Here is a 20250-nt window from a genome sequence, read left to right on the forward strand (position 1 = left end):
CGAGACGATTCATGACCAGCCAGACGCGCGCCCGCGCCGCCATCATTCTCGCCGCCGGCCAGGGCACGCGGATGAAGTCGCCGCTGCCCAAGGTGCTGCACCCCGTCGCCCACCGCGCCATGCTGGACCACGCCATCGATGCGGCGGAAGGGCTTGGTTGCGAACGTATCGTCGTCGTGGTCGGCAATCACTCACCGGAGGTCCGGGCCCATGTGGTGAAACGGCTGGGCGAGGCCGCCATTGCGGTCCAGGACCCGCCGCTTGGCACCGGCCACGCCGTGCGCGCCGCCGAACAGGCGCTGGCCGACTTCGACGGCGAGGTGGTCGTCACCTATGGCGACGTGCCGTTGCTAAAGGCCGCCGACATCGAGCCCGTCTTTAATGCCGACGGCGTCACCGTCATCGGGTTCGAGGCTCGCGATCCGGGCGCCTACGGCCGTCTGATCGTCGAAGGCGACACCCTGACCGCCATCACGGAGGCCAAGGAGGCGTCGGCCGAGATTCTCGCCATCACCGCCTGCAACTCGGGCGTCATGGCCGCGCCGGCCGGCCTGCTCTTCTCGTTGCTGGCCGAGGTGAAGAACGAAAACGCCAAGGGCGAATACTATCTGACGGATGTCGTCGCTCTGGCGCGCCAGGGCGGCCACCCGACCCGCGCCGTATTCGCCGCTGAGGACGCGGTAATGGGCGTCAACTCCCAGGCCGAGCTGGCTCAGGCCGAAGCCTTGTTCCAGAGCGTGCAGCGCGACACCTTCCAGGCGGCCGGCGTGACGATGGCGGCGCCCGACACCGTCCATTTCGCCTGGGACACCCAGATCGGCGGCGGGACCGTCGTCGAACCCTTCGTGGTCTTCGGCCCTGGTGCGGTCATCGAGGGCGGCGCGCGCATTCGCAGCTTCAGCCATATCGAGGGCGCGCGGGTCGCGGCCGGCGCCGAGGTCGGTCCCTATGCGCGCCTGCGTCCCGGCGCGGACCTGGCGACCGGGGTCAAGGTCGGCAACTTCGTCGAGGTCAAGAACGTGAGGATGGCGGAAGGCGCGAAGGCCAATCACCTGGCTTATCTGGGCGACGGGTCGGTCGGCGCCGGCGCCAATGTCGGCGCAGGGACGATCTTCTGCAACTACGATGGCTTCAACAAGGCGCAGACCCAGGTCGGCGCCGGCGCCTTCGTCGGATCGAACTCCAGCCTCGTGGCCCCGGTGGTCATCGGCGACGGCGCCCTGATCGCCTCGGGCTCCGTCATCACCGAGGACGTGCCCGCCGACGCCATGGCCTTCGGCCGCGCCCGCCAAACCGTCAAACCCGAAGCGGCCGCGGCCTTCCGGGTCGAAGCCAAGGCGAAGAAGGCTGCGAAATCCAAATGAGCGACCTCCAGAAGAAGAACGCCGGCGAGGCCGCCGCCGCCCACGTCGAGGCGGGCATGATCGTCGGGTTGGGCACCGGCTCGACGGCCGCCTGGTTCGTCAAGGCGCTCGCGGCGCGCAACCTGCCCAACCTGCGCTGCGTGCCGACATCGGAGAAGACTGCAGATCTCGCGCGCGAACTTGGGCTGACGTTGTCGACGCTGGAAGACACGCCGCGCATCGACCTGACCGTGGATGGCGCCGACGAGATCGGGCCGGGCCTGGCGCTGATCAAGGGCGGCGGCGCGGCTCTGCTGCGCGAGAAACTGGTGTGGGAGGCCTCGGCCCGCTGCATCGTCATCGCCGACGCGGCCAAGGTGGTGCCGGTTCTGGGGACCTTCCCCCTGCCGATCGAGGTCGTCGCCTTTGGTCATAAGACGACGGCCAACCGCATCGCCGACGTCCTGATCGATCACGACATCAACCAGCCGGCGCGCGTACGGCAGGCGGATCGCGGCCTGGTCCGCACCGACGGCGGCAATCTGATCTATGACGCGGGCTGCAAGGCGATCCACGATCCGGTCCGTCTGGCCGACGATCTGAAACTGATCACCGGCGTGGTCGAGCACGGGCTGTTCCTGGATCTCGCGGACCTCGCCATCATCGGCACGGACGACGGCGTTAAGGAGCGTCTTCCCTAGGACACGCCCCGACGGCTCAGCACCGCCGGGACCGTGCGCGCCAGGATCGCCAGATAGACGCTCACGGTGCGGTTTCTGACGAACCAGACGTCCATCGCCACACGCCGCGGATAGGGCACGGCGTTGCGCCCCGACACCTGCCACAGCCCCGTCAGGCCCGGGCGGACCGCGCAGTAGTCGGCCAGTCGACGCCCGTATCGCGCAGCCTCGTCGATCACGATAGGTCGGGGCCCAACCAGCGACATCTCGCCCCTCAACACATTGATAAGCTGAGGCAGTTCATCCAGGCTGGACCGTCGCAACAGGCGGCCCAGCGACGTGACGCGCGGATCGTGTGTTAGCTTTCGCATCGCCTGCCATTCCGGGTCGGAGGCTGACGGCAAGGCTTGCTCCGCGCCCATCCTCATCGAGCGAAACTTGAGACAGTCGAATAGTCGGCCGTCGCGCCCGATCCGTTGCTGGCGAAAGATCGCGGCCCCTCCGTCCTGCGCCATTACGCCCAGGGCGATGAAAACGAAGAGCGGCCAGGTCAGAAGCAAGCCTATCAGGGCGAATGCGATATCTATGGCGCGGGTCGGGTCTAGACGGATATGGCGCCGAGACGCACCGACGCCGCGTGTCGACGTCACATCGCAGCCGGCCAATTCCGATATCGACATTCAGCGCCTCCAAGCGTCACCATGACTTGGGATTGCGCGGCTGGCAATCTTGGCGCGTCGTCTGCACAGATTGCTTAGATCAGTCGCCGCCCCACCAGCTCAGCATGAACGGCGTGGGACGACCGTTGACCGAAACCGTTCCGGTGACGACAGGCATCTGATCTCCGAGATTCCGCCGCGCCGTCGCCAATGCGCCCTGATCAATCCGCGCCGACAGTTCCACCGGGCCCAAGCCGGGCGCGGAGCCCCGCATTTGAATCCGATCGTCGGTGACAACGTAGGCGTCCGGCAGAACCCTGGCCTCGCCTTGCGGGCCGGTCAGCGACAGGATCAGCGGCGGCGAAGCGCGGGAGCCGCCTTCCCAGGCGGCGAAGGCCTCATCCTGTCCGATGAACAGCGATGCCACGGGCTGAATGGATTCCTCACCTGTCGGGCGATAGTCGCCCGAGATATCGCCGCTCAGACGATGCTGGAACGTCGCTTCCGGCGTCGACGTCGATGTCGCGGCGTCGCGCCGCTCGCATGCCGCCAGGCTCAGCACGGCCATGACCGCGACGATCACCCATGAAGATCTCATCGATCAAGCGCCCGGTCCAAGGCGCGGAACCCGGCGATGGCGATCTCGGTCGCGCTGGTGAAGACCGACGGCGTGATCCGGTCGAAGGTGTCGCTCGGTTGATGATAATCGGGATGATAATCGACGCCCATGTACAGGAAGGGTACGCCGGCCTCATGGAAGGCGCCATGATCGGAGGCGTCGACCCAATTGTTCTCGCCCGTATCCTGCGGGGTGTCCTTGCCGAAGGCGAAGGACACGGCGCCGTTCGGCGCCACGGCCTCCAGCACGGGGCGCAGACTGGGATGCTGATAGGTCCCGGTGACCCACAGATGGCCGTCGGTCTCCGCCCGCGCAGTCATGTCGAAGTTCAGGTTCAGGCTCAGTGACGACAGCGGCACCGGCGGCGCCTTGACGAATTCGCGAGCGCCCAACAGCCCCCGCTCCTCGCCGTCCAGCGCGACGATCAGCACGCTGTGCTCCGGCGGTTGGGCCTTCAGTCGCGCCGCCAGCTCCAGCATCGTCGCCACGCCCGAGGCGTTGTCGTCGGCCCCGTGGAAGATCTGGCCGTCATTGACGCCGACATGGTCATAATGGGCCGTCACGACGATATAGCGGTCTGCGACGCGGGTACCGGGAATCAGGCCGACGATGTTGACGCCGCTGAAGGTCTTCACGCCCTCGCGCGTGCGGCCCGGTGTCTCGAACCGCTGCAAACGCCCGAACGGCGGCGGCTGAACGCCCATGGCCTCCAATCGCGAGACGATGTAGGCGCGCGCCCGCTCGCCGCCTTCAGAGCCCGTGTCGCGGCCCTGCATGTCGTCGGCCGACAGGATGCGAACGTCCTCCAGCAGTTGGCTCGGACCGGTCGCGACGGCGCTCGGCGCACGCGGAGCTGTCGCGGGAACGGCGGCGCAACCGCTGACGATCAGGGCGGCGCCGGCGACGAAAAAGCAGAGGGTCGAACGAGTCATACAGGCTCCGATAATGACGCGCGAACCTAGCGAAGCGCGGACGGCGCGTCAGCCTACGGTTCTGTCATCATCGGCTTTGCGCGATGCACGGGCGACGCGTCAGATGATATGACGGCGGCCATGGCCAATGCGATTCCTCTTGAAGTCCCCGTCGAAGACCTCACCGCCGAGACGGCTGCCGAGGCCCTAGCCTGGCTGGCCGCCGAAATGGCCCGTCACGACGCGCTGTACAACGAGGCGACGCCCGAGATTTCCGACGCGGAATACGACGCCCTGCGTGCGCGCAACCTGGCGATCGAAACCGCCTTCCCCGATTTGGTCCGTTCTGACTCGCCGTCGAACAAGGTCGGCGCCGCCGCCTCAACCCAGTTCGCCGAGGTGCGCCACGGCGTGCCCATGCTGTCGCTGGACAACGCCTTCGACGAGGGCGAGGTGCGCGATTTCGTGGCTCGGATCACGCGCTTCCTGAAACTGCCCGCCGACGAACCCATCGCCTTTGTCGCCGAGCCCAAGATCGACGGCCTCTCCGCCAATCTTCTCTATGTCGACGGCAAGCTGACGATCGGCGCCACGCGCGGCGACGGCCGCGCGGGCGAGGACGTCACCGCCAATCTGAACACCATCGCGGATGTGCAACAGACCTTGGCAGGCGACGGCTGGCCCGACCGGATCGAGATCCGGGGCGAGGTCTATGCGCCCAACGAAGCCTTCGCCGCCTTCAACGCCGCCGCCGAGGCGGAAGGCCGCCGCACCTACGCCAACCCCCGCAACTTCGCCGCCGGCTCCCTGCGCCAGAAGGATCCCCGGATCACCGCCAAGCGCCCGCTGAACTTCTTCGCCTACGCCTGGGGCGAACACTCCAGCGACTTCGCCGAGACCCAGTGGGAAGCCCTGCAAAAGCTCAAGGCCTGGGGGTTCTCCGTCAACGCCCGCTCGCGCCGGGTCGAGGGCGCCGAGGGGCTGATCGCCGTCTATCGCGACCTGGAACGCGACCGCGCCACCATGGGCTATGACATCGACGGCGTGGTCTACAAGGTGGATCGCATCGACTGGCAACGCCGGCTGGGCTTCGTCGCCCGCAGCCCCCGCTGGGCTATCGCCCATAAATTCCCGGCCCAGCAGGCGACCACAGTGCTGGAGGGCATCGACATCCAGGTCGGCCGCACCGGCTCCCTGACCCCCGTCGCCCGGCTGCATCCCGTCACCGTCGGCGGTGTCGTGGTGCGCAACGCCACCCTGCACAATGAAGACGAGATAGAACGTCTGGATGTCCGCATCGGCGACACCGTCCGCCTGCAACGCGCCGGCGACGTCATCCCGCAGATCCTGGGCGTGGTCCCGGAGTTACGTCCCGCCGACGCCGTCCCCTATGCCTTCCCTGAACACTGCCCCGTCTGCGGCTCGGAAGCCGTTCGTGAGGGCGACGAGGTCAAGCGCCGCTGCACCGGCGGCCTGATCTGCGACGCCCAGATCGTCGAACGACTCAAGCATTTCGTCGGCCGCCGCGCCTTTGACATCGAGGGGCTGGGCGAAAAGCAGTTGGTCGCCTTCCATGCGCGCGGCTGGATCAAGGAGCCGGCCGACATTTTCCGACTGGCGCGTGACGAGGCGCGGCTGAAGGAGCTTGAGCGTGACGACGGTTATGGCGAGATCAGCATCCGCAACCTGGTCGCTGGCATCGACGCCCGCCGCGTCATCTCGCTGGACAGGTTCTTGTTCGGTTTGGGAATCCGCGACATCGGCGAACAGACCTCCATCGTGCTGGCCCGCGCCTTCGAGAGCTGGCCTGCGCTGAAGGCCGCCTGCCTCCAGGCCGCCTCGGGCGTGCCGTCCGACGCCTGGACCGAACTGGCCGCCGCCCACGCCATATCGCCCCGCGTCCTGGCCCTGATGGCCGAGGCTAAGCCCCCCGCCGTCGATCCCTGGCCCGAGGCGACGATGGACATGAAGATCAGCCAGGCCTTCCCCGGCATGGCCGCCCCGGCCCGCCGGTCTCTGGCGACGATGGCGAACGACTGGTCCGGGCTGGTCGAACTGGCCCGTGTCGCGCGCGAGGACGGTCCGTCCGAAATCCTGAACCAGATTGCCGGTGTCACCGGCGTCGGTCCCGTCGCGGCCGAGGCCTTGGCACACTTCTTCCACGAGCCGCACAATCTTCAGGTCGTCGCCGCGCTCGAGGCCGAACTGACCGAAATCCTCGATGCCGAACGCCCCAAGTCCGACACGGCGGTCGCCGGCAAGACCGTCGTCTTCACCGGCGCTCTGGAACGCTTCACCCGCGACGAGGCCAAGGCCCGCGCCGAAAGCCTGGGCGCCAAGGTCTCGGGTTCGGTGTCGAAAAAGACCGACTACCTCGTCGCCGGCCCGGGCGCCGGCTCCAAGCTCAAGGACGCCGAAAAACATGGCGTCCAGGTGCTGACCGAGGACGACTGGCTGGCCCTGATCGGCGGCTGAAGTTGACCTAAGGTTCGGTTTTCGTTGGCGATCGCTGGGGTTTTGGCCTTGTTTTCAACCGAAACCGCGATCAACGTCCGCTCCAACGGGCGGTGCGACCGACCCGACGAAAGGGAACGACCATGAAGACCAAGATCATGCTGGCCGCCGCCGCGCTGGCGACGGCTCTCGCCTCTCCGGCCCTGGCGGGTGATCCAACCGGCCTGTGGCAGACGCCGACGAATGGCGGCCAGGTGCGGATCGCGCGCTGCGGCCAAGCGCTGTGTGGTACGCTGGTGACTTCGGACCACATTCGCGCCGACGCCAATGCGCGCGACGCCAACAATCGCAACGCCGCCCAGCGGAACCGCACCCTGCGCAATCTGCCCATGCTGACCGGCTTCACCGGCGGTCCGACGGAATGGCGTAATGGCTCGGTTTACAACCCGGCCGACGGCGGCACCTATCGCGGCACCATCACCATGACAAACGACAACAGCCTGCGTCTGCGCGGCTGCATCGTGGCTCCGCTGTGCAAGACCCAGACCTGGACCCGCATCCAGTAGGATCAGGACGCCCCACATACGAAAGGCCCGGTCGGAGCGATCCGACCGGGCCTTTTTCATTTGGCTTGTAGCTCAGCGATTCAGCGCCGCCCGCGCCGCCTCGGCGTAGCGATGCCCCGTCGCCGCGCCCTTGGGGAAGACGGCCTCAATCCGGGCGAGATCCTCAGGCGTCAGAACGATGTCCACGGCCGCCGCATTCTGCTCCAGGGTCGCGATACGACGTGTGCCGGGGATCGGGATCAGATCCTCGCCCTGCGCCAGCACCCAGGCCAGCGCTAGTTGAGCGGCGGTTATGCCCTTGTCCGACGCAATGGCCTTCACGGCCTCAACCAGATCCAGGTTCTTCTGGAAGTTCTCGCCCATGAAGCGCGGATTGGTGCGGCGGAAGTCGTCCGCTTCCAGGTCATCGATCGAGGTGATGTCGCCCGACAGGAAGCCGCGGCCCAGCGGGCTGTAGGGCACGAAGCCGATTTCCAGTTCGCGCACGACCGCGAACAGTTCGTCTTCGGGCTCGCGGCTCCACAGCGAATATTCCGTCTGCAGTGCCGTGATCGGATAGGTCCCATGCGCCTTGCGCAGGGTGTCGGGCGCGGCCTCGGACAGACCCAGGAAGCGAACCTTGCCCTCCTTCACCAGTTCCGCCATCGCCCCGACGGTGTCCTCAATGGGCGTGTCCGGATCGACGCGGTGCAGATAGTAGAGATCGACGTGATCGACGCCCAGGCGTTGCAGGCTGCCCTCGATGGCGCGACGCACATTGGCCGGGCTGCCGTCGGTCATCAGTTTGGTGCGGTCGGCATTGTAGTTGATGCCGAATTTGGTGGCGATGAAGGCCTGGTCGCGCCGGTCCTTCAGCGCCTTACCGACCAGCACCTCGTTGGTGTGAGGACCGTACATCTCGGCAGTGTCGAACAGGGTGATGCCCAGATCGAGAGCGCGATGGATGACGGAGGTGGACTGAGCTTCGTCAGAGCCGCCGTAGAAGGCGCTCATGCCCATGCAGCCCAGGCCAATGGCCGAAACCTCGGGACCGTTCGCACCCAACTTGCGCGTCTTCATGGGGCCTTCTCCTGTCGATGTGGGGGATCGACCACACGGCCGATTATCAGGAGATGGTCGCGGCGACGGCGGGCTGCAAGCCCGACCGCGCTTTGCAATGGTACCGCCTCTCAGGCTTGAACTGAGGACCTCCGGTTCCACAAACCGGCGCTCTAACCAACTGAGCTAAGGCGGCCCGCTCATCGCGAGGCGCGTTCTCTACCGGGCCTGCGGCAGGCGATCAAGCGCCTTCCTCACATTTCGTCCGGAGATTTCGCCGGCAACGCCACAAAGAAAAACGCCCCGGAGATTGCTCTCCGAGGCGTCTTGTCTGTTGCCGTGACCATCACCCGAGGGTGAAGGGCACCCGAACGCGGAAGGTCGCGTCTTGAGCGGCGCCGTCGACAGTCCGCGGGGACAACTGTCCACGCTGAACCACCCGAATGGCGGCGCGGCCGAAGCCCATGCCTGCGGGCTCTTCCGAGATCACGCGGCAGTTCGCCGGAGCACCGTTGGAGCGCGCGGTGCACTCGACCGTAGCCGAACCGCTGATTTCACGTTCCAGCGCACGCGCCGGGAAGTCATCAGCCGTCGGGCGCGGTTGGCGCGACCACTGAACGTTCGTGATCGTCGACGGGCGCGGCGGAGCCGGTGGGGCGGGCGGAGGCGGAGGTCCAGGAATATTGACGGGCGGACCCGTGTATTCAACCCGATCTTCCTTCTTCGTCGGCGTGATGTTGACCGGCGGAGGGGGGACGATGTTCGGGACCGGAGCCGGCACGCGCACCTGAAGCTTCGGCGGCGGAGGCGTGTCCGTCGGCGGAGGCGGCGGAGGCGGAGGCGGCGGAGGCGGCGGAACCGGCTCGACCAACTCGACCTCGACCGACTCGTCGACGTAGTTGAACTCCTTCAGCTTGAACTTGGACTGCTGAACAAAGAAGATCAGCAGCGCGAACAAGATGCTGACCACCATCAGGCAGACGATCAGCACGGGGTAGGACACCCCCATGAAGCCCTTCTTCTTGGGTACGTCGTAGCGACTGCGATGATATTCGACGTCTGTCATACTATCTCCGCATCCTAACTCGTCGCCTGGTCTTCGCCGACCAGCGCAACGCTATAGAAGCCGTTATCCTGCAGCGCATTCATGACCTGCATGAAGTCGCCGTAACGGGTGTTCTGGTCGCCCCGAATGAAGATCCGCTCATCGGCCGGGTTCCGGGAACCGATCTGTTCTTTCAGATCGGCGCCCAGGGATCCGACGTCGGTCTTGAAGTCGCCCACATAGACGTCGCCGTCATTCTGGATCGAAATATAGACCGGCTTGGGCGGGTTCGGGGCCGCCTTGGCGACGGCGATTGGCAACTCGACAGGCACCGACACAGAGGCAAGCGGAGCCGCCACCATGAAGATGATGAGCAGAACCAACATGATATCGACGAAAGGCGTAACGTTGATATCACTGTTGGCCTGAGGCAGGTTGCCAGCGCCGCCCGATTTAATCTTGGCGGCCATCCGTCTTACGCCCCCTTGTCGAGCTGACGCGAGATGCCGTTCAGCAGCTCAGCGGCGAAGCCGTCGGCGCGCGTGCCGTAAGCCGCGATGCGGGTGTTGAAGTAGTTGTAGAAGACAACGGCCGGAATAGCGGCGAACAGACCGATACCGGTGGCCAGCAGAGCTTCAGCGATACCCGGCGCCACAACGGCCAGGTTGGTCGTGTTCGACTGGGCGATACCGATGAAGGAGTTCATGATGCCGTACACGGTGCCGAACAGACCGACGAACGGACCGATCGAGCCGACCGACGCCAGGAACTGCTGGCCACCCGACAGGCGCAGGGCCAGACCGGATTGCACGGCGGCGACAGCCGACTGAGCGCGGGCCATGGCCGAGTCGAGGTGATCGCCGGTGACCGACAGACCCGATTGACGCGACAGTTCGATTTCCTCGGTGGCGGCGGCGGCCATGTCGGCCAGCGGGTTGCCGTCGAACTCTTCCTGAGTCGAGACAGCGCGCATGTCAGCGATGGTGCGGGCGCCGCGGAAGTTCTCGAGGAAGTTGTCGGTCTTACGGTTCAGAGCGCCGAACTCGAACAGCTTGATGAGCAGCAGGGTCCACGACAGGATCGAGGCCAGCAGCAGGCCGGCCATGACGACCTTAACGACGACCGTGGCTTCCATGAACATGGAGATCGGGGTGATGTCGCCGTGACCGCCGCCGACGGCGTCGTTCACCGTTGCGGGATCAGCTTCGCCGGCAGCCGGAGCGGCGGCTGCGGGAGCCGCAGTCGAGGCGGCCGGGGTGGGCTCGGCCGGGGCCTGGGCCAGGACCGGCGAGCTCGCCATCAGCGCGGCGGCGCCGGCCATGGCGAGAAGGATATTCGTCTTTTTGCTGTTCAGCATAATTCGCCAGTTCCTGCTTGGTCTGACTCGTGGAACCAAAGGTGCGGCCATAGTCAGCGACCGCCCCCCAACCTGAAATGTTTCCTTCAACGCGCCCGTCCTTTCGAGGATCAGAGCCCGCTGAAATCTTCGGTGGAGATCGAACCGGTCGCCCGCCTCGTCTCCGCTGGTCGAACCTTCGGAGACACGTCTCCGGCGATCCGCATTAACGTCTTCTTGCGAAGGCGCCTCAACCCTTTGACGAACCCTTACCGGAGCGTCAAGGGACAAGAGGGGCTTTTAACCCGTCGAGAGACATGGAGAAAAGTTCCACCAACCGGCGCATTAGAGTGCAGCCGCGCGACATTTTGATGATGATCTGACGTCAGATGAAGCAAGTTTGTTCAAAACGGCCGTCCTGAGCGCGATCATTTCCCAATACTGCAAATTCTAGGGCTGATCGCTGCAACCCGCCTGAGAGCCAAGGACGGCGCAAAGGCCGCAGCGCAATATAATGCGCCGGCGCAATCGATTTTTGTGGGGCAGGAAAAGATGGTGCCTGGAGGCGGGTTCGAACCACCGACACGCGGATTTTCAATCCGCTGCTCTACCAGCTGAGCTATCCAGGCGCCGACGCGGCGTCGCGAGAGGCGGGTCTATAGGGGAGGCTTTTCCGCCTGTCTAGCGCCCAATCAGTCCTTTTCGTCATCATCTTCCGCACCCTCGTCCAAGGTGACCGGAATGGCGTAGCCGCCAGTGAACCAGCGCTGCAGATCGACGTCGGAACAGCGGCGTGAGCAGAAGGGCTTGTACTTGGGATCGGCGTCGGCCTTGCGGCAGATGGGACAGGAAGCCACAGCTCACCCCTCTTCTATTCGTCCGCGCCCAGCCGGGATCGCGGGATCGGCCTGGATCACCGCTCGCGGTCCCAGACGAGCCGCCAACGGATGAGCAATCAGAGCTTCTTCCGGCGCGCAACGCGCGATGATGCGCGGCGACAGGGTATCGGCCAGAAGCTGCCGCCGCAAAGTGCGCACGACAGATAAGGCTCGTGTTTGAACAGACGGGCGTCCGCTGGCGTCGAGCAAGACCTCCTCGATCGGCGTACGGCGCCAGGGAAGCGACATCTGCAACAGGCCGAACCGACTGACGGGTCCGAAGACGGCCTGGGGGTCGTGACCGAACGCGGCCCGCACGACCTTGGCCTGGGCCTCCGCGTCCGTACCGTCCCCGATCATGTCGATGACGACCAGGCCGCCCCAGTTCCGCAGGCCGATCAGCCGCGCTGCCTGTTTCAAGCCCTCGCGATTCGCAGCCGCCCTTGCCTGTTTCGGATCACGGCCGGGCGTGGATGCAAAGTCGATGTCCACAGCCACCAGGGCGCGGGTGCGCTCTATGGCGAGATCGATTCCATGCGAGGCGAAAACAATCGATTGAGCCAGAGCCTCCTCATCCGCCTCGACCACGGCGTCGATGGCGGCGATGCCCGTGACTGATTCCTCGCCGGGCGCGAGATCGCGCAACTGTTCGGCGATGCTGGGTGCGGGCTGAATCAGGCGAGGCGTCCCCTCCCCGGGCCCCAGACGGCGAACCACCGCCCCTTTTCCCGCATGAGGTTCGGCGGTGACGACGACTTCCAGCCGCTGGCCTTGGGTAAGACGGTCGTTTCTCGGGAAGGGCAGAAAGGCGGCGGTCGGTGCGGCGATATCGACGAAGGCGCCGCGCAAGCCGGGGTTCAGCTCGATGACACGCCCCACCGAGCGGGCGCCGAGCCGGGTCTGCGCCACATCATCGTCGCGGTGGATCAGAAGATGGGTGTAGCGGCCGTCGCGCATGATGGCGCCACGCGTCTCGCCAGGCGTCTCGTCGAGGAAGACCTCGACTGCACCGCTCATGAACGCCAGCCGACGCCGTGCAGAAGCTGGACGGCCTCATAGACGGGCAGGCCCATCACAGACGGATGGCTGCCGACGATTCGCTGGATGAAGGCGGCCGCCGGGCCCTGGATGCCATAGCCCCCGGCCTTGCCGCGCCAGTCGCCCGTAGCGACGTAGGATGCGATCTCGTGGTCCGACAAGGGTTTGAAGGTCACGCGGGTTTCGTTGACGCGCGACGATAGTTTTCCGTCGCGCCAGACGGCGACGCCGGTGAAGACGCGGTGATTGCGGCCGGACAGCAGTTTCAGAAAGCGCGTCGCCTCGGCCTCGTCCGCCGCCTTTTCCAGAAAGCGACGCCCGACAGCGACAACCGTATCGGCGGCGATGACGACCGCGGAGGGACGGCGTTCTGCGACAACCAGGGCTTTCGAGGTGGCGAGCCGTTCGGCCAGACGCGGCGGAGTCTCGCCCTTCAGAGGCGTTTCGTCGATATCGGCGGGATCGATATGGTCGGGCGTGATCCCGACCTGCGCCAGCAATTCGATGCGGCGCGGGCTGGCCGAAGCCAGCACCAGTTCGGGGCGACCCGCAGCCACTTACTTGAAGCGATAGGTGATGCGACCCTTGGTCAGGTCGTAGGGTGTCATTTCGACCAGCACCTTGTCGCCGGCCAGAACGCGGATGCGGTTCTTGCGCATCTTGCCGGCGGTGTGGGCGATGATCTCGTGGTCGTTCTCGAGCGTCACGCGGAAGGTGGCGTTCGGCAGCAGTTCGCTGACGGTGCCGGGAAACTCGAGCAGTTCTTCCTTAGCCATGCGGCCTCTCACGCCCGTTGAATATGCGTTCGACCCCACGCCGGGCGGGCGCGAGGGGCGGAATGGACGGGCCTAATGCCCGAAAACACAGAGATAGTCGAGGTCAGCCGCGACGGTAGAGGGCGCAGAGCAATGTAAACAGGCGCCTCGACGTCTCGTGATCGACCACGATCTTGCCGTCCAGTCGCGTCTTCAACTGTTCGGCACCCTCGTTGTGAAGGCCGCGCCGGCCCATATCGACCGATTCGATCTGGCTGGCCGAGGATCCGCGCAGAGCCTCATAGTAGCTGTCACAGATCATCAGATAGTCTTTGATCACGCCCTTCAGCGGCGTCAGGCTGATGGCGTAGGTGCGCGTGAAGTTCTCGCCGTCGATGTCGAACACCAGACGATTGTCCTGAAGCGAAAGCTTCAGCCTGTAGGGTCCGCCCTCGGCGCCGACGGGCTCGAAGCTGTTCTTCTCGACCAGATCGAAGATGGCGACGCGACGCTCGTGCTCGATCTCGGCCGTCGCCGCCGGCAGGGTTGCGGCGTCCAGTTCGACCGAGGCCAGCTTGTGATCGGCGCTCATGCCGCAGTCCCTTCGTCCAGTTCGGGCGTGTCCAGGTGGGTCGGCGCGATCCGTGCAGGCCAGCGGTCGGAAATATCCGTGACCACGGCGTCCAGACATTCCACGTCGATTCGCAAATCACCGCCGCCGGCGAACATCAGGATGACGCGCCCGCTCAGATCCTCGGTCGGAATGAAGTCGAGCGCGAGCAGTTCGAGCGAGGCGTCGGGGCTGCGCGACAGGCGGCGGCTCTTGACCGCCAGAACGTCGCCGAACTGCATGGCGCACATCACGCGCGTCCCGCCGCACTCCCAGCAGAAGCGGCTAAAGGCGATGGTCAGGGTTCGGGCCGCCTTTTCCCAGACGATATCGACGGGGCGCAGGATGGCGTCCTGGAGCGCGGCGGAGATGATCTGAAGATCGTCGGCGTCCTCGGCCAGCAGGCGCAGCGGTTCGACCGGCGCCTTGGCTTCAGGGATGACGCCGTCGATCTCAGTGCTCATCACCTGTTCCCTTTATGCGGCGGATGTCGGCTCCGCACGCGCCGAGCTTTTCTTCCAAACGCTCGAAACCGCGATCCAGATGATAGACGCGTCCGACCGTCGTTTCGCCCTCGGCGACGAGGCCCGCAATGACCAGGCACATCGAGGCCCGAAGATCCGTCGCCATAACCTGTGCACCGTGCAGAACTTCGACGCCGTTGACGTGCGCCTCTCCGGCGTGAACCGAAATGTCGGCACCCAGTCGCGCCAACTCCGGCACATGCATGAAGCGGTTTTCGAAGATCGTCTCGCGAACCGTGCTGACGCCTTTCGCCGTAGTCATCAGCGCCATGAACTGGGCCTGGAGATCGGTGGCGAAGCCCGGATAGATGGCCGTCTTGACGTCTACGGCCTTCAGTCGCTGCTTCGGGTCGCGTTTGATCAGAACGCCGTCGGCGGTCGGCGAGACCTCGACGCCCGCCTCGACCATCTTGTCCGTCAACGAACCGATCAACTCAGCCCGCGCCTTGGTCAGACGCACCTCGCCGCCCGCCATGGCGGCGGCGACGGCGTAGGAGCCCATCTCGATCCGGTCGGGAATCACAGACCAGGTCGTTCCATTCAGCGACGAGACGCCGGTGATGGTCAGGACGTCGGTGTCGATGCCCTCTATCCTGGCGCCCATGGCCGTCAGACAGTGGGCCAGATCGCCGATCTCGGGTTCGCGCGCAGCACGGCGCAGGACAGTCGTGCCTTCAGCCAGCACAGCGGCTAGAAGCGCGTGTTCGGTGGCGCCGACCGAGACGAAGGGGAACTCGATCTCGGCGCCCTTCAGGCCCTTGGGCGCGCGGGCGGTGACATACCCTTCGTCCAGCTCGATCTCGGCGCCCAGCGCCGTCAGCGCCTGCAGGTGCAGATCGACCGGACGCGCGCCGATGGTGCAGCCGCCCGGCAGCGAGACCTTGGCCTCGCCTGTGCGCGCCAGCAACGGCCCCAGCACATTGAACGAAGCCCGCATCTGGCGCACCAGATCATAGGGGGCGAAGGTCGAGGTCAGGTCCTTGGCGTGGAACAGGCTCTCCTGCCCGTCCGCGCCGTCACGCTCGGTCACTTCGATGCCGAACTGGCGCAGCAACTGACCCAGGAACCGGGTGTCGGCCAGACGCGGCATATTGGTCAGCAGCAAGGGCTGATCCGTCAGGATCGAGGCGGCCATCAGCTTGATGGCGGAGTTCTTGGCGCCGCTGACGGGAATGTCCCCGAAAAGCTGGGCGCCGCCCTGAATGGCGATGCTGTCCATGACGTCCTTAAGCGCGCCCGATGCCAACGCCTCGGGGGGAAGGTTCTCTAGCAAGCCGATGGGCGCTTGCCAAAGGGCTGCGTGATCGCGAGCCGATGACTTTCAGTTGCTGTCGCGCGGCGCAGCAGGCGTCCGCGCGGGCGCCTTGCGGCGTCGCAGGTTGGCGCGAAGGGCGGAGGCCAGCCGCATGGCCTTTTCCGCCTTTGCGCGCGCTTTCTCGAATTCAGGCCCCGATTCGACGATCGGCGTCGCCTGCGCGGCGGCGGAGGGCGTATCGGCGTCATGCGGCGTGCGAGTCATGGCGCGATGATGCCGTGATCACGGGCCATGTCCAAACTTTCTTTCAGATCGTCAAAAAGCCGCTTCCCTCCCCGGAAGGGTTTGGCTATACGGCCGCTTCCTCAGTCGGGGCCGCCGTAGCTCAGTGGTAGAGCGCATCCTTGGTAAGGCTGAGGTCGTGGGTTCGATTCCCCCCGGCGGCACCATCTGAGACTTGAAAAGGCCCGGCTTTCGCCGGGCCTTTTTGATTTCCAGATCGGACAAAAAAGCCTTCAGTCGTAGCCGTATAGGCCGCGGCGATAGAGATCGCGGTCATCCGCATCGCCGTCCTTGCTCCAGATGAACCCCATCGACATCGACTTGGTCGTGGTGTCGGCCCCATAGCCTCGACCGCGCCAGCCGCCGCCATAAGGCGAGTAGAAGCCCGGTCCGCGCAGACCATAGCCGCCGTAGCCGTATCCCCAGGGTTCGTTGCGGCCTTCGCGGTAAGCGAGGTCCAGTCGACCATTCTCGCCGACGGGCAAGGAAACGGCCGCGCCATAGCTGCGATAGCCGCCGGTGCCGATCCCGGCCTCGACCATGCCATGGACCTTGCGCTCGGCCGGGGCGCCCGGCTCTGCGCTTTCGTCGAAGGTTGCGCCGGGCGCACGCGCGCTGATCCAATTCTGGATTTGCTGTTCGGTGGTCATGCCGTGCGGGGCGGCGTCCTGAGCCGTTGGCGCGGTCAGCGACGCCTCAGGCGCCGCCGCCAGGGCCTGGGCCAGGGTTGGCGCGTTTGTCGGCGCCGTCGTTACCACGCCGTCCGGATCACCGTCCGACGCCGCCAGCGCCACACCCGCCAAGAGACTTGCAATCAGCATAGGCCACCTCCATTCGACATCATCCTAGCACAGCGATTGAGGCCAAGGTCAGGCGATGCCGTCGCTGCGGTTGAGGGGGTCCGGCAGAGGCTCGCCCTCAGCTACGAAACTGAGCGCGACCGAGTTGATGCAATAGCGGTTTCCGGTGGGCGGCGGGCCGTCGGGGAAGACGTGACCCTGGTGGCTGCCGCACCTGGCGCATTGGGTCTCGATCCGGATCATGCCGTAGCTGGTGTCGCGGATTGCATGGACGTGCGCTTCATCGACCGGCTGGGTGAAGCTGGGCCAGCCGGTGCCGCTTTCGAACTTGGTTCCGCTCTTGAACAACGGCAATCCGCATTCTCGGCAGCAGAAGACGCCGGCCCGCTTCTCACCCAGCAGAGTGCCGCAGAAGGGGGCCTCCGTGCCATGGGACAGCAGGACGCGCTTTTCTTCAGGGTTCAGACCGGCTTCAAGCCGGGCGCGTTCTTCGGCGTTCGGCGGGGTCAGGTCATAGCCCGACGGCGAACGGAGGGATTCGGAGGTTTGGGCGAGATCGGTCATGGACTGCAAATAAGAAGGGCGGGCCAAGGGTTCCACCCCCTGCCCGCCCCTGGTTCATTCGACCGACCGTTCCTTATTGGAACAGCGTGCCCACCCAGGCGCGCACGGCCGCTTCGTCCGTCGCAGAGCCGGTATAGGCAAGGCCCTGCGCCGGGGTGAAGGGCGCATCGTTGCCGCGCTGACGCGTCGTCCAGGCCTTATGACCATAGGTCAGCTCGGCATAGTTCGAAGGCAGGCGCAGCACAGTCGGCTCGATGAAGATCGAGTCCTCGGCTGTGACTGATCCGGCCAGGCGCACGTTCGGCAGGCGCGTCAGCAGGTCCAGCGTATCCAAGCACCCGCTAGTGCAGCCGCTATCGACCAAGACCACAACCGGACCCGCCACAGGGTTTGCTGCGCCCGTGTCCGCCACCGAAGGACGGCCCGGCATGGTGAAGGTCGGCTGATTGGCGGCAAGGGCCGAATCGAAGGCGGCGACGATGGCCTGGGTCTGTTCGATCACCGGGCCGGATTCGGCGACGAAGCGCGGATCGGCCTGCATGCGCGCCAGGGTGTCGGCGAACCACTGACGGTTCGCGGGCGTGGCGCGGTAGGTGATCGAGCCGGCTTCAGGCTGACGGCTGACGGTGAACTCCGGCGTCCAGATGCGGTTGGCCAGGCCATAGCCCTTGCCCGTCGCATTCAGCGAAGCGCCGTTTGCGCCGCGCAGATCGATGACCAGACCCTGCGCGCCGCGAATGGCGGGCAGCTGGGCTTCGACTGCGGTGTAGAAGGCGTCCCATCCGGCGTCGTCAGCCAGGGTGTGAACGTTGATCCACGGACGGCCGTCAACCGTCTCGACCGACAACGGATTGGCGCCCGGCGTATAGACGGTGGCGCGATAGGCGGCTTCCAGGCTGGCGGCGTCGGCCGGCTGGGGCTGCATCTGGAAGTCACGATCGCGACGCCCGACCTTGAAGGTGCACAGCGACGGAACGCCGCCGGTGAACGGGTTATTGCGGTTCCACAGCAGATAGGGGGCGGTGCGGACACGTCCGGCTTCCGTCGTCAGGTCGCCTTCCCATCGGTCCAGCCGCTCTTCGGCCAACTGCGCGGCGGTCTTGTCGCCGCATTTGACCAGGGTCGCGCCGAGCGGCGGTACGTTGCGAACGCCGGGCTTCACATAGGAGACGACATATTCGCCGTTGCGCCACGCCGTGGTCACGCCCGGCCAGCTGGTCGCGAAGAAGGGGCCGAGGCCTTCGTAGGTCGGGCGAATCGCGATGTTCGAATCGCGGAAGCCGTTGGCGTAGTAGCGCATCAGATACGCGTGGCTGTCGCCGCTGTTCACGCGTCCCACCTTGCCTTGCGCATCGGTCAGGCCGGCATCGATCCAGCTGCGAAACGCTTCGCTGGGCGCGCCGGGAATCACGGCGGCGGGGTGGTTGGCGGCCAGGGCGTCATGCGCGGCTTGGAGGTCTTGCTGCGCCAGAGCGCGAAAATCCTGTGCGACAGCGGCGCCGGCGACGACGGTCAGCGACAGAACGGCGGCCGATGCGGCGGCGATCATTCGGTTCATGGAGTTTCCTGCGGCCTTTGATTTCAAGCTCGTGGGAAAGGTTAAACCCCATGCGTCCGGCGCTTGCCAACCCCGCCGCGCGGGATTTCGCCCGATTGTCACATGGGCTGCGGCGATGCGGCGCGCATCAAAGCGGCGCCGGCGCCTCGACCGCCGCGCCGAAGATCCGATCGAAGCTGCGCCTCAAGGCCTCATCCGCCTCATCCATCGTCGCCAGAACGCCGAGATCGACCAGGCTGGTGACGCCGTGTTCCTGAATGCCGCAGGGGACGATGCCGCCAAAATGATCCAGATCCGGCTCCACGTTCAGACTGATGCCGTGGAAGCTGACCCATTTGCGGACCTTGACGCCGATGGCGGCGATCTTGTCCTCGCGCGACCAGCCCGCCCCCTTGCGCTCGACCCACACGCCCACGCGCCCCGGCCGGATGTCGGCCTTTACGCCGAACGTATCCAGGGCGCCGATCAGCCACAGCTCCAGCCCGCGCACGAAACACCGGACGTCCTTGCCGCGCCGGTTCAGGTCCAGCATCACATAGGCCACGCGCTGCCCCGGCCCGTGATAGGTGAACTGTCCACCTCGCCCCGTGCGATGCACTGGAAACCGGCCGGCATCCAGAAGGTCGTCGTCCTTGGCCGAGACGCCGGCCGTGTAGAGCGGCGGATGCTCGAGCAACCAGACCATCTCATTCGCCTCGCCGGCCGCAATGGCGGCGACGCGCGCCTCCATGAAAGCCTCCGCGGCCGTATAGTCGACGTAGCCTTTCGACACGGCCCATTCGACCGGTCGGCCATCGTCGAGACGCAGTTTCTGAAGGGACGGGCTTAACGGCTCAGCAAGCATGACGCTTCAATGTGGTCGCCAGGGCGTTTCTGCAAGAGACGGCCCTCCAGTGAAGAGAGCTTTACGTGACCCAGATCAACGCCGTCGATGTCGAAATCTCAGTGGTGCTGGGTCGCTCGGTGCTGCCGATGTCGCAACTGCTGCGCATGGGTCGCGGCGCGGTGATTCCCCTGGACGCCGCAGAGGGCGACGAGGTCTGGATCCTAGCCAACAACTATCCGGTCGCGCGCGGCGAAATCGAGATCCGAGACGACCGTATCGCCATCACCGTCACCCGCCAGGCGGACGTGTACGACTTCATGGCCGGGTCGGCCTGAGGCTTTGATCCGCGACGTCTTTGCGTCGTTCATTTCGCCCTTTCCTTTTCCAACGGCTTCGTCTATTCGCCGCCGCTCCGATGCGAGCGGTCGTGGCGGAATTGGTAGACGCGCAGCGTTGAGGTCGCTGTGGGGCAACCCGTGGAAGTTCGAGTCTTCTCGACCGCACCATCT

At 65.7% G+C, this 20250-nt stretch carries 24 protein-coding genes and 4 tRNA genes; 7 read left to right on the forward strand and 21 right to left on the reverse strand.

What is annotated here, in order from left to right:
* Positions 1-11: 11 nt before the first annotated feature.
* Positions 12-1364, forward strand: a complete 1353-nt coding sequence (glmU, locus tag QRN13_RS09045) for a bifunctional UDP-N-acetylglucosamine diphosphorylase/glucosamine-1-phosphate N-acetyltransferase GlmU (RefSeq protein ID WP_284877648.1) — start codon at positions 12-14, stop codon at positions 1362-1364.
* Positions 1361-2044 carry a ribose-5-phosphate isomerase RpiA gene (rpiA, locus tag QRN13_RS09050; RefSeq protein ID WP_284877649.1) on the forward strand — a complete coding sequence of 228 codons (684 nt, stop codon included), beginning with the start codon at positions 1361-1363 and terminating at the stop codon, positions 2042-2044. The genes glmU and rpiA overlap by 4 nt, the downstream gene beginning before the upstream one ends.
* Here the strand turns inward: rpiA and QRN13_RS09055 are convergent.
* From QRN13_RS09055 to QRN13_RS09065, 3 genes are all read right to left on the reverse strand, one after another.
* The gene (locus QRN13_RS09055; RefSeq protein ID WP_284877650.1) at positions 2041-2703 is read right to left on the reverse strand and encodes a sugar transferase; all 663 of its coding nucleotides are present in this window, start codon (positions 2701-2703) and stop codon (positions 2041-2043) included. The genes rpiA and QRN13_RS09055 overlap by 4 nt on opposite strands.
* A gap of 79 nt (positions 2704-2782) precedes the next feature.
* Positions 2783-3280, reverse strand: coding sequence for a hypothetical protein (locus tag QRN13_RS09060; RefSeq protein ID WP_284877651.1), 498 nt, complete (start codon positions 3278-3280; stop codon positions 2783-2785).
* Complete coding sequence (locus QRN13_RS09065; RefSeq protein WP_284877652.1) at positions 3277-4233, reverse strand: M28 family peptidase; 957 nt, start codon at positions 4231-4233, stop codon at positions 3277-3279. Before QRN13_RS09065 ends, QRN13_RS09060 begins: the two co-directional genes overlap by 4 nt.
* Before the next feature lie 120 nt (positions 4234-4353).
* Here QRN13_RS09065 and ligA point away from each other — a divergent pair, with 120 nt between their 5' ends.
* Both ligA and QRN13_RS09075 read left to right on the forward strand, forming a co-directional pair.
* Positions 4354-6687: an NAD-dependent DNA ligase LigA gene (ligA, locus tag QRN13_RS09070; protein ID WP_284877653.1), complete on the forward strand. Its 2334-nt coding sequence runs from the start codon at positions 4354-4356 to the stop codon at positions 6685-6687.
* A 122-nt stretch (positions 6688-6809) separates the two neighbouring features.
* Positions 6810-7232, forward strand: a complete 423-nt coding sequence (locus QRN13_RS09075) for a DUF2147 domain-containing protein (protein WP_205681203.1) — start codon at positions 6810-6812, stop codon at positions 7230-7232.
* A gap of 72 nt (positions 7233-7304) precedes the next feature.
* Here QRN13_RS09075 and QRN13_RS09080 read toward each other — a convergent pair whose 3' ends face one another.
* The 14 genes from QRN13_RS09080 to QRN13_RS09145 form a co-directional block, all read right to left on the reverse strand.
* Entirely contained in the window at positions 7305-8291 is a 987-nt protein-coding gene (locus QRN13_RS09080; RefSeq protein WP_284877654.1) for an aldo/keto reductase, read from the reverse strand.
* Between the two features lie 98 nt (positions 8292-8389).
* Positions 8390-8466 (reverse strand) — tRNA-His (locus tag QRN13_RS09085).
* A 150-nt stretch (positions 8467-8616) separates the two neighbouring features.
* Positions 8617-9336 carry an energy transducer TonB gene (locus QRN13_RS09090; RefSeq protein ID WP_055754883.1) on the reverse strand — a complete coding sequence of 240 codons (720 nt, stop codon included), beginning with the start codon at positions 9334-9336 and terminating at the stop codon, positions 8617-8619.
* 14 nt (positions 9337-9350) lie between these two features.
* A complete protein-coding gene (locus QRN13_RS09095) occupies positions 9351-9785 on the reverse strand; it encodes a biopolymer transporter ExbD (protein WP_055754882.1) in 435 nt (144 codons plus the stop codon).
* A 5-nt stretch (positions 9786-9790) separates the two neighbouring features.
* Entirely contained in the window at positions 9791-10672 is an 882-nt protein-coding gene (locus tag QRN13_RS09100) for a MotA/TolQ/ExbB proton channel family protein (RefSeq protein ID WP_017505197.1), read from the reverse strand.
* Positions 10673-11204: 532 nt separating this feature from the next.
* Positions 11205-11280, reverse strand: a tRNA-Phe gene (locus QRN13_RS09105).
* Positions 11281-11343: 63 nt separating this feature from the next.
* Positions 11344-11508, reverse strand: coding sequence for a DNA gyrase inhibitor YacG (locus QRN13_RS09110; protein ID WP_082503546.1), 165 nt, complete (start codon positions 11506-11508; stop codon positions 11344-11346).
* 3 nt (positions 11509-11511) lie between these two features.
* A complete protein-coding gene (locus tag QRN13_RS09115; protein WP_284877655.1) occupies positions 11512-12546 on the reverse strand; it encodes a ribonuclease E/G in 1035 nt (344 codons plus the stop codon).
* Positions 12543-13124 (reverse strand): Maf family protein, encoded by a 582-nt coding sequence (locus QRN13_RS09120; RefSeq protein ID WP_284877656.1) that lies wholly within the window; start codon positions 13122-13124, stop codon positions 12543-12545. The genes QRN13_RS09115 and QRN13_RS09120 overlap by 4 nt, the downstream gene beginning before the upstream one ends.
* Positions 13125-13343: a translation initiation factor IF-1 gene (gene infA / locus QRN13_RS09125; RefSeq protein ID WP_008261544.1), complete on the reverse strand. Its 219-nt coding sequence runs from the start codon at positions 13341-13343 to the stop codon at positions 13125-13127. It lies immediately after the preceding gene.
* A 103-nt stretch (positions 13344-13446) separates the two neighbouring features.
* On the reverse strand, positions 13447-13914 hold the full coding sequence (locus QRN13_RS09130) for a UPF0262 family protein (RefSeq protein WP_017505201.1): 468 nt from the start codon (positions 13912-13914) through the stop codon (positions 13447-13449).
* Entirely contained in the window at positions 13911-14396 is a 486-nt protein-coding gene (locus QRN13_RS09135) for a DUF2948 family protein (RefSeq protein WP_066551770.1), read from the reverse strand. Before QRN13_RS09135 ends, QRN13_RS09130 begins: the two co-directional genes overlap by 4 nt.
* Positions 14386-15675 carry a UDP-N-acetylglucosamine 1-carboxyvinyltransferase gene (murA, locus tag QRN13_RS09140; protein ID WP_284877657.1) on the reverse strand — a complete coding sequence of 430 codons (1290 nt, stop codon included), beginning with the start codon at positions 15673-15675 and terminating at the stop codon, positions 14386-14388. The genes QRN13_RS09135 and murA overlap by 11 nt, the downstream gene beginning before the upstream one ends.
* Positions 15676-15777: 102 nt before the next feature.
* The gene (locus QRN13_RS09145) at positions 15778-15975 is read right to left on the reverse strand and encodes a hypothetical protein (protein WP_055754875.1); all 198 of its coding nucleotides are present in this window, start codon (positions 15973-15975) and stop codon (positions 15778-15780) included.
* Between the two features lie 110 nt (positions 15976-16085).
* Here QRN13_RS09145 and QRN13_RS09150 point away from each other — a divergent pair.
* A tRNA-Thr gene (locus tag QRN13_RS09150) sits at positions 16086-16160 on the forward strand.
* A 66-nt stretch (positions 16161-16226) separates the two neighbouring features.
* Here QRN13_RS09150 and QRN13_RS09155 read toward each other — a convergent pair.
* The 4 genes from QRN13_RS09155 to lipB form a co-directional block, all read right to left on the reverse strand.
* Positions 16227-16814, reverse strand: coding sequence for a hypothetical protein (locus QRN13_RS09155; protein ID WP_284877658.1), 588 nt, complete (start codon positions 16812-16814; stop codon positions 16227-16229).
* Positions 16815-16862: 48 nt separating this feature from the next.
* Entirely contained in the window at positions 16863-17357 is a 495-nt protein-coding gene (gene msrB, locus QRN13_RS09160; protein ID WP_284877659.1) for a peptide-methionine (R)-S-oxide reductase MsrB, read from the reverse strand.
* A gap of 73 nt (positions 17358-17430) precedes the next feature.
* On the reverse strand, positions 17431-18915 hold the full coding sequence (locus tag QRN13_RS09165) for a hypothetical protein (protein ID WP_284877660.1): 1485 nt from the start codon (positions 18913-18915) through the stop codon (positions 17431-17433).
* A gap of 127 nt (positions 18916-19042) precedes the next feature.
* Positions 19043-19759, reverse strand: a complete 717-nt coding sequence (gene lipB / locus QRN13_RS09170; RefSeq protein ID WP_055808602.1) for a lipoyl(octanoyl) transferase LipB — start codon at positions 19757-19759, stop codon at positions 19043-19045.
* Positions 19760-19824: 65 nt separating this feature from the next.
* On the opposite strand from lipB, the gene QRN13_RS09175 reads away from it, so the two are divergent.
* Entirely contained in the window at positions 19825-20076 is a 252-nt protein-coding gene (locus tag QRN13_RS09175; RefSeq protein WP_017505209.1) for a FliM/FliN family flagellar motor switch protein, read from the forward strand.
* Between the two features lie 86 nt (positions 20077-20162).
* A tRNA-Leu gene (locus QRN13_RS09180) sits at positions 20163-20247 on the forward strand.
* The last annotated feature ends 3 nt before the right edge of the window (positions 20248-20250 follow it).

The sequence above is a fragment of the Brevundimonas sp. MEB006b genome, from assembly GCF_030209705.1.
Taxonomy (GTDB): Bacteria; Pseudomonadota; Alphaproteobacteria; order Caulobacterales; family Caulobacteraceae; genus Brevundimonas.

Coding starts and splice junctions, on each gene's coding strand:
- glmU (WP_284877648.1), top strand. CDS start 12: ATGACCAGCCAGACGCGCGCCCGCGCCGCCATCATTCTCGCCGCCGGC.
- rpiA (WP_284877649.1), top strand. CDS start 1,361: ATGAGCGACCTCCAGAAGAAGAACGCCGGCGAGGCCGCCGCCGCCCAC.
- QRN13_RS09055 (WP_284877650.1), bottom strand. CDS start 2,703: ATGTCGATATCGGAATTGGCCGGCTGCGATGTGACGTCGACACGCGGC.
- QRN13_RS09060 (WP_284877651.1), bottom strand. CDS start 3,280: ATGAGATCTTCATGGGTGATCGTCGCGGTCATGGCCGTGCTGAGCCTG.
- QRN13_RS09065 (WP_284877652.1), bottom strand. CDS start 4,233: ATGACTCGTTCGACCCTCTGCTTTTTCGTCGCCGGCGCCGCCCTGATC.
- ligA (WP_284877653.1), top strand. CDS start 4,354: ATGGCCAATGCGATTCCTCTTGAAGTCCCCGTCGAAGACCTCACCGCC.
- QRN13_RS09075 (WP_205681203.1), top strand. CDS start 6,810: ATGAAGACCAAGATCATGCTGGCCGCCGCCGCGCTGGCGACGGCTCTC.
- QRN13_RS09080 (WP_284877654.1), bottom strand. CDS start 8,291: ATGAAGACGCGCAAGTTGGGTGCGAACGGTCCCGAGGTTTCGGCCATT.
- QRN13_RS09090 (WP_055754883.1), bottom strand. CDS start 9,336: ATGACAGACGTCGAATATCATCGCAGTCGCTACGACGTACCCAAGAAG.
- QRN13_RS09095 (WP_055754882.1), bottom strand. CDS start 9,785: ATGGCCGCCAAGATTAAATCGGGCGGCGCTGGCAACCTGCCTCAGGCC.
- QRN13_RS09100 (WP_017505197.1), bottom strand. CDS start 10,672: ATGCTGAACAGCAAAAAGACGAATATCCTTCTCGCCATGGCCGGCGCC.
- QRN13_RS09115 (WP_284877655.1), bottom strand. CDS start 12,546: ATGAGCGGTGCAGTCGAGGTCTTCCTCGACGAGACGCCTGGCGAGACG.
- infA (WP_008261544.1), bottom strand. CDS start 13,343: ATGGCTAAGGAAGAACTGCTCGAGTTTCCCGGCACCGTCAGCGAACTG.
- QRN13_RS09130 (WP_017505201.1), bottom strand. CDS start 13,914: ATGAGCGCCGATCACAAGCTGGCCTCGGTCGAACTGGACGCCGCAACC.
- QRN13_RS09135 (WP_066551770.1), bottom strand. CDS start 14,396: ATGAGCACTGAGATCGACGGCGTCATCCCTGAAGCCAAGGCGCCGGTC.
- murA (WP_284877657.1), bottom strand. CDS start 15,675: ATGGACAGCATCGCCATTCAGGGCGGCGCCCAGCTTTTCGGGGACATT.
- QRN13_RS09145 (WP_055754875.1), bottom strand. CDS start 15,975: ATGACTCGCACGCCGCATGACGCCGATACGCCCTCCGCCGCCGCGCAG.
- QRN13_RS09155 (WP_284877658.1), bottom strand. CDS start 16,814: ATGCTGATTGCAAGTCTCTTGGCGGGTGTGGCGCTGGCGGCGTCGGAC.
- msrB (WP_284877659.1), bottom strand. CDS start 17,357: ATGACCGATCTCGCCCAAACCTCCGAATCCCTCCGTTCGCCGTCGGGC.
- QRN13_RS09165 (WP_284877660.1), bottom strand. CDS start 18,915: ATGAACCGAATGATCGCCGCCGCATCGGCCGCCGTTCTGTCGCTGACC.
- lipB (WP_055808602.1), bottom strand. CDS start 19,759: ATGCTTGCTGAGCCGTTAAGCCCGTCCCTTCAGAAACTGCGTCTCGAC.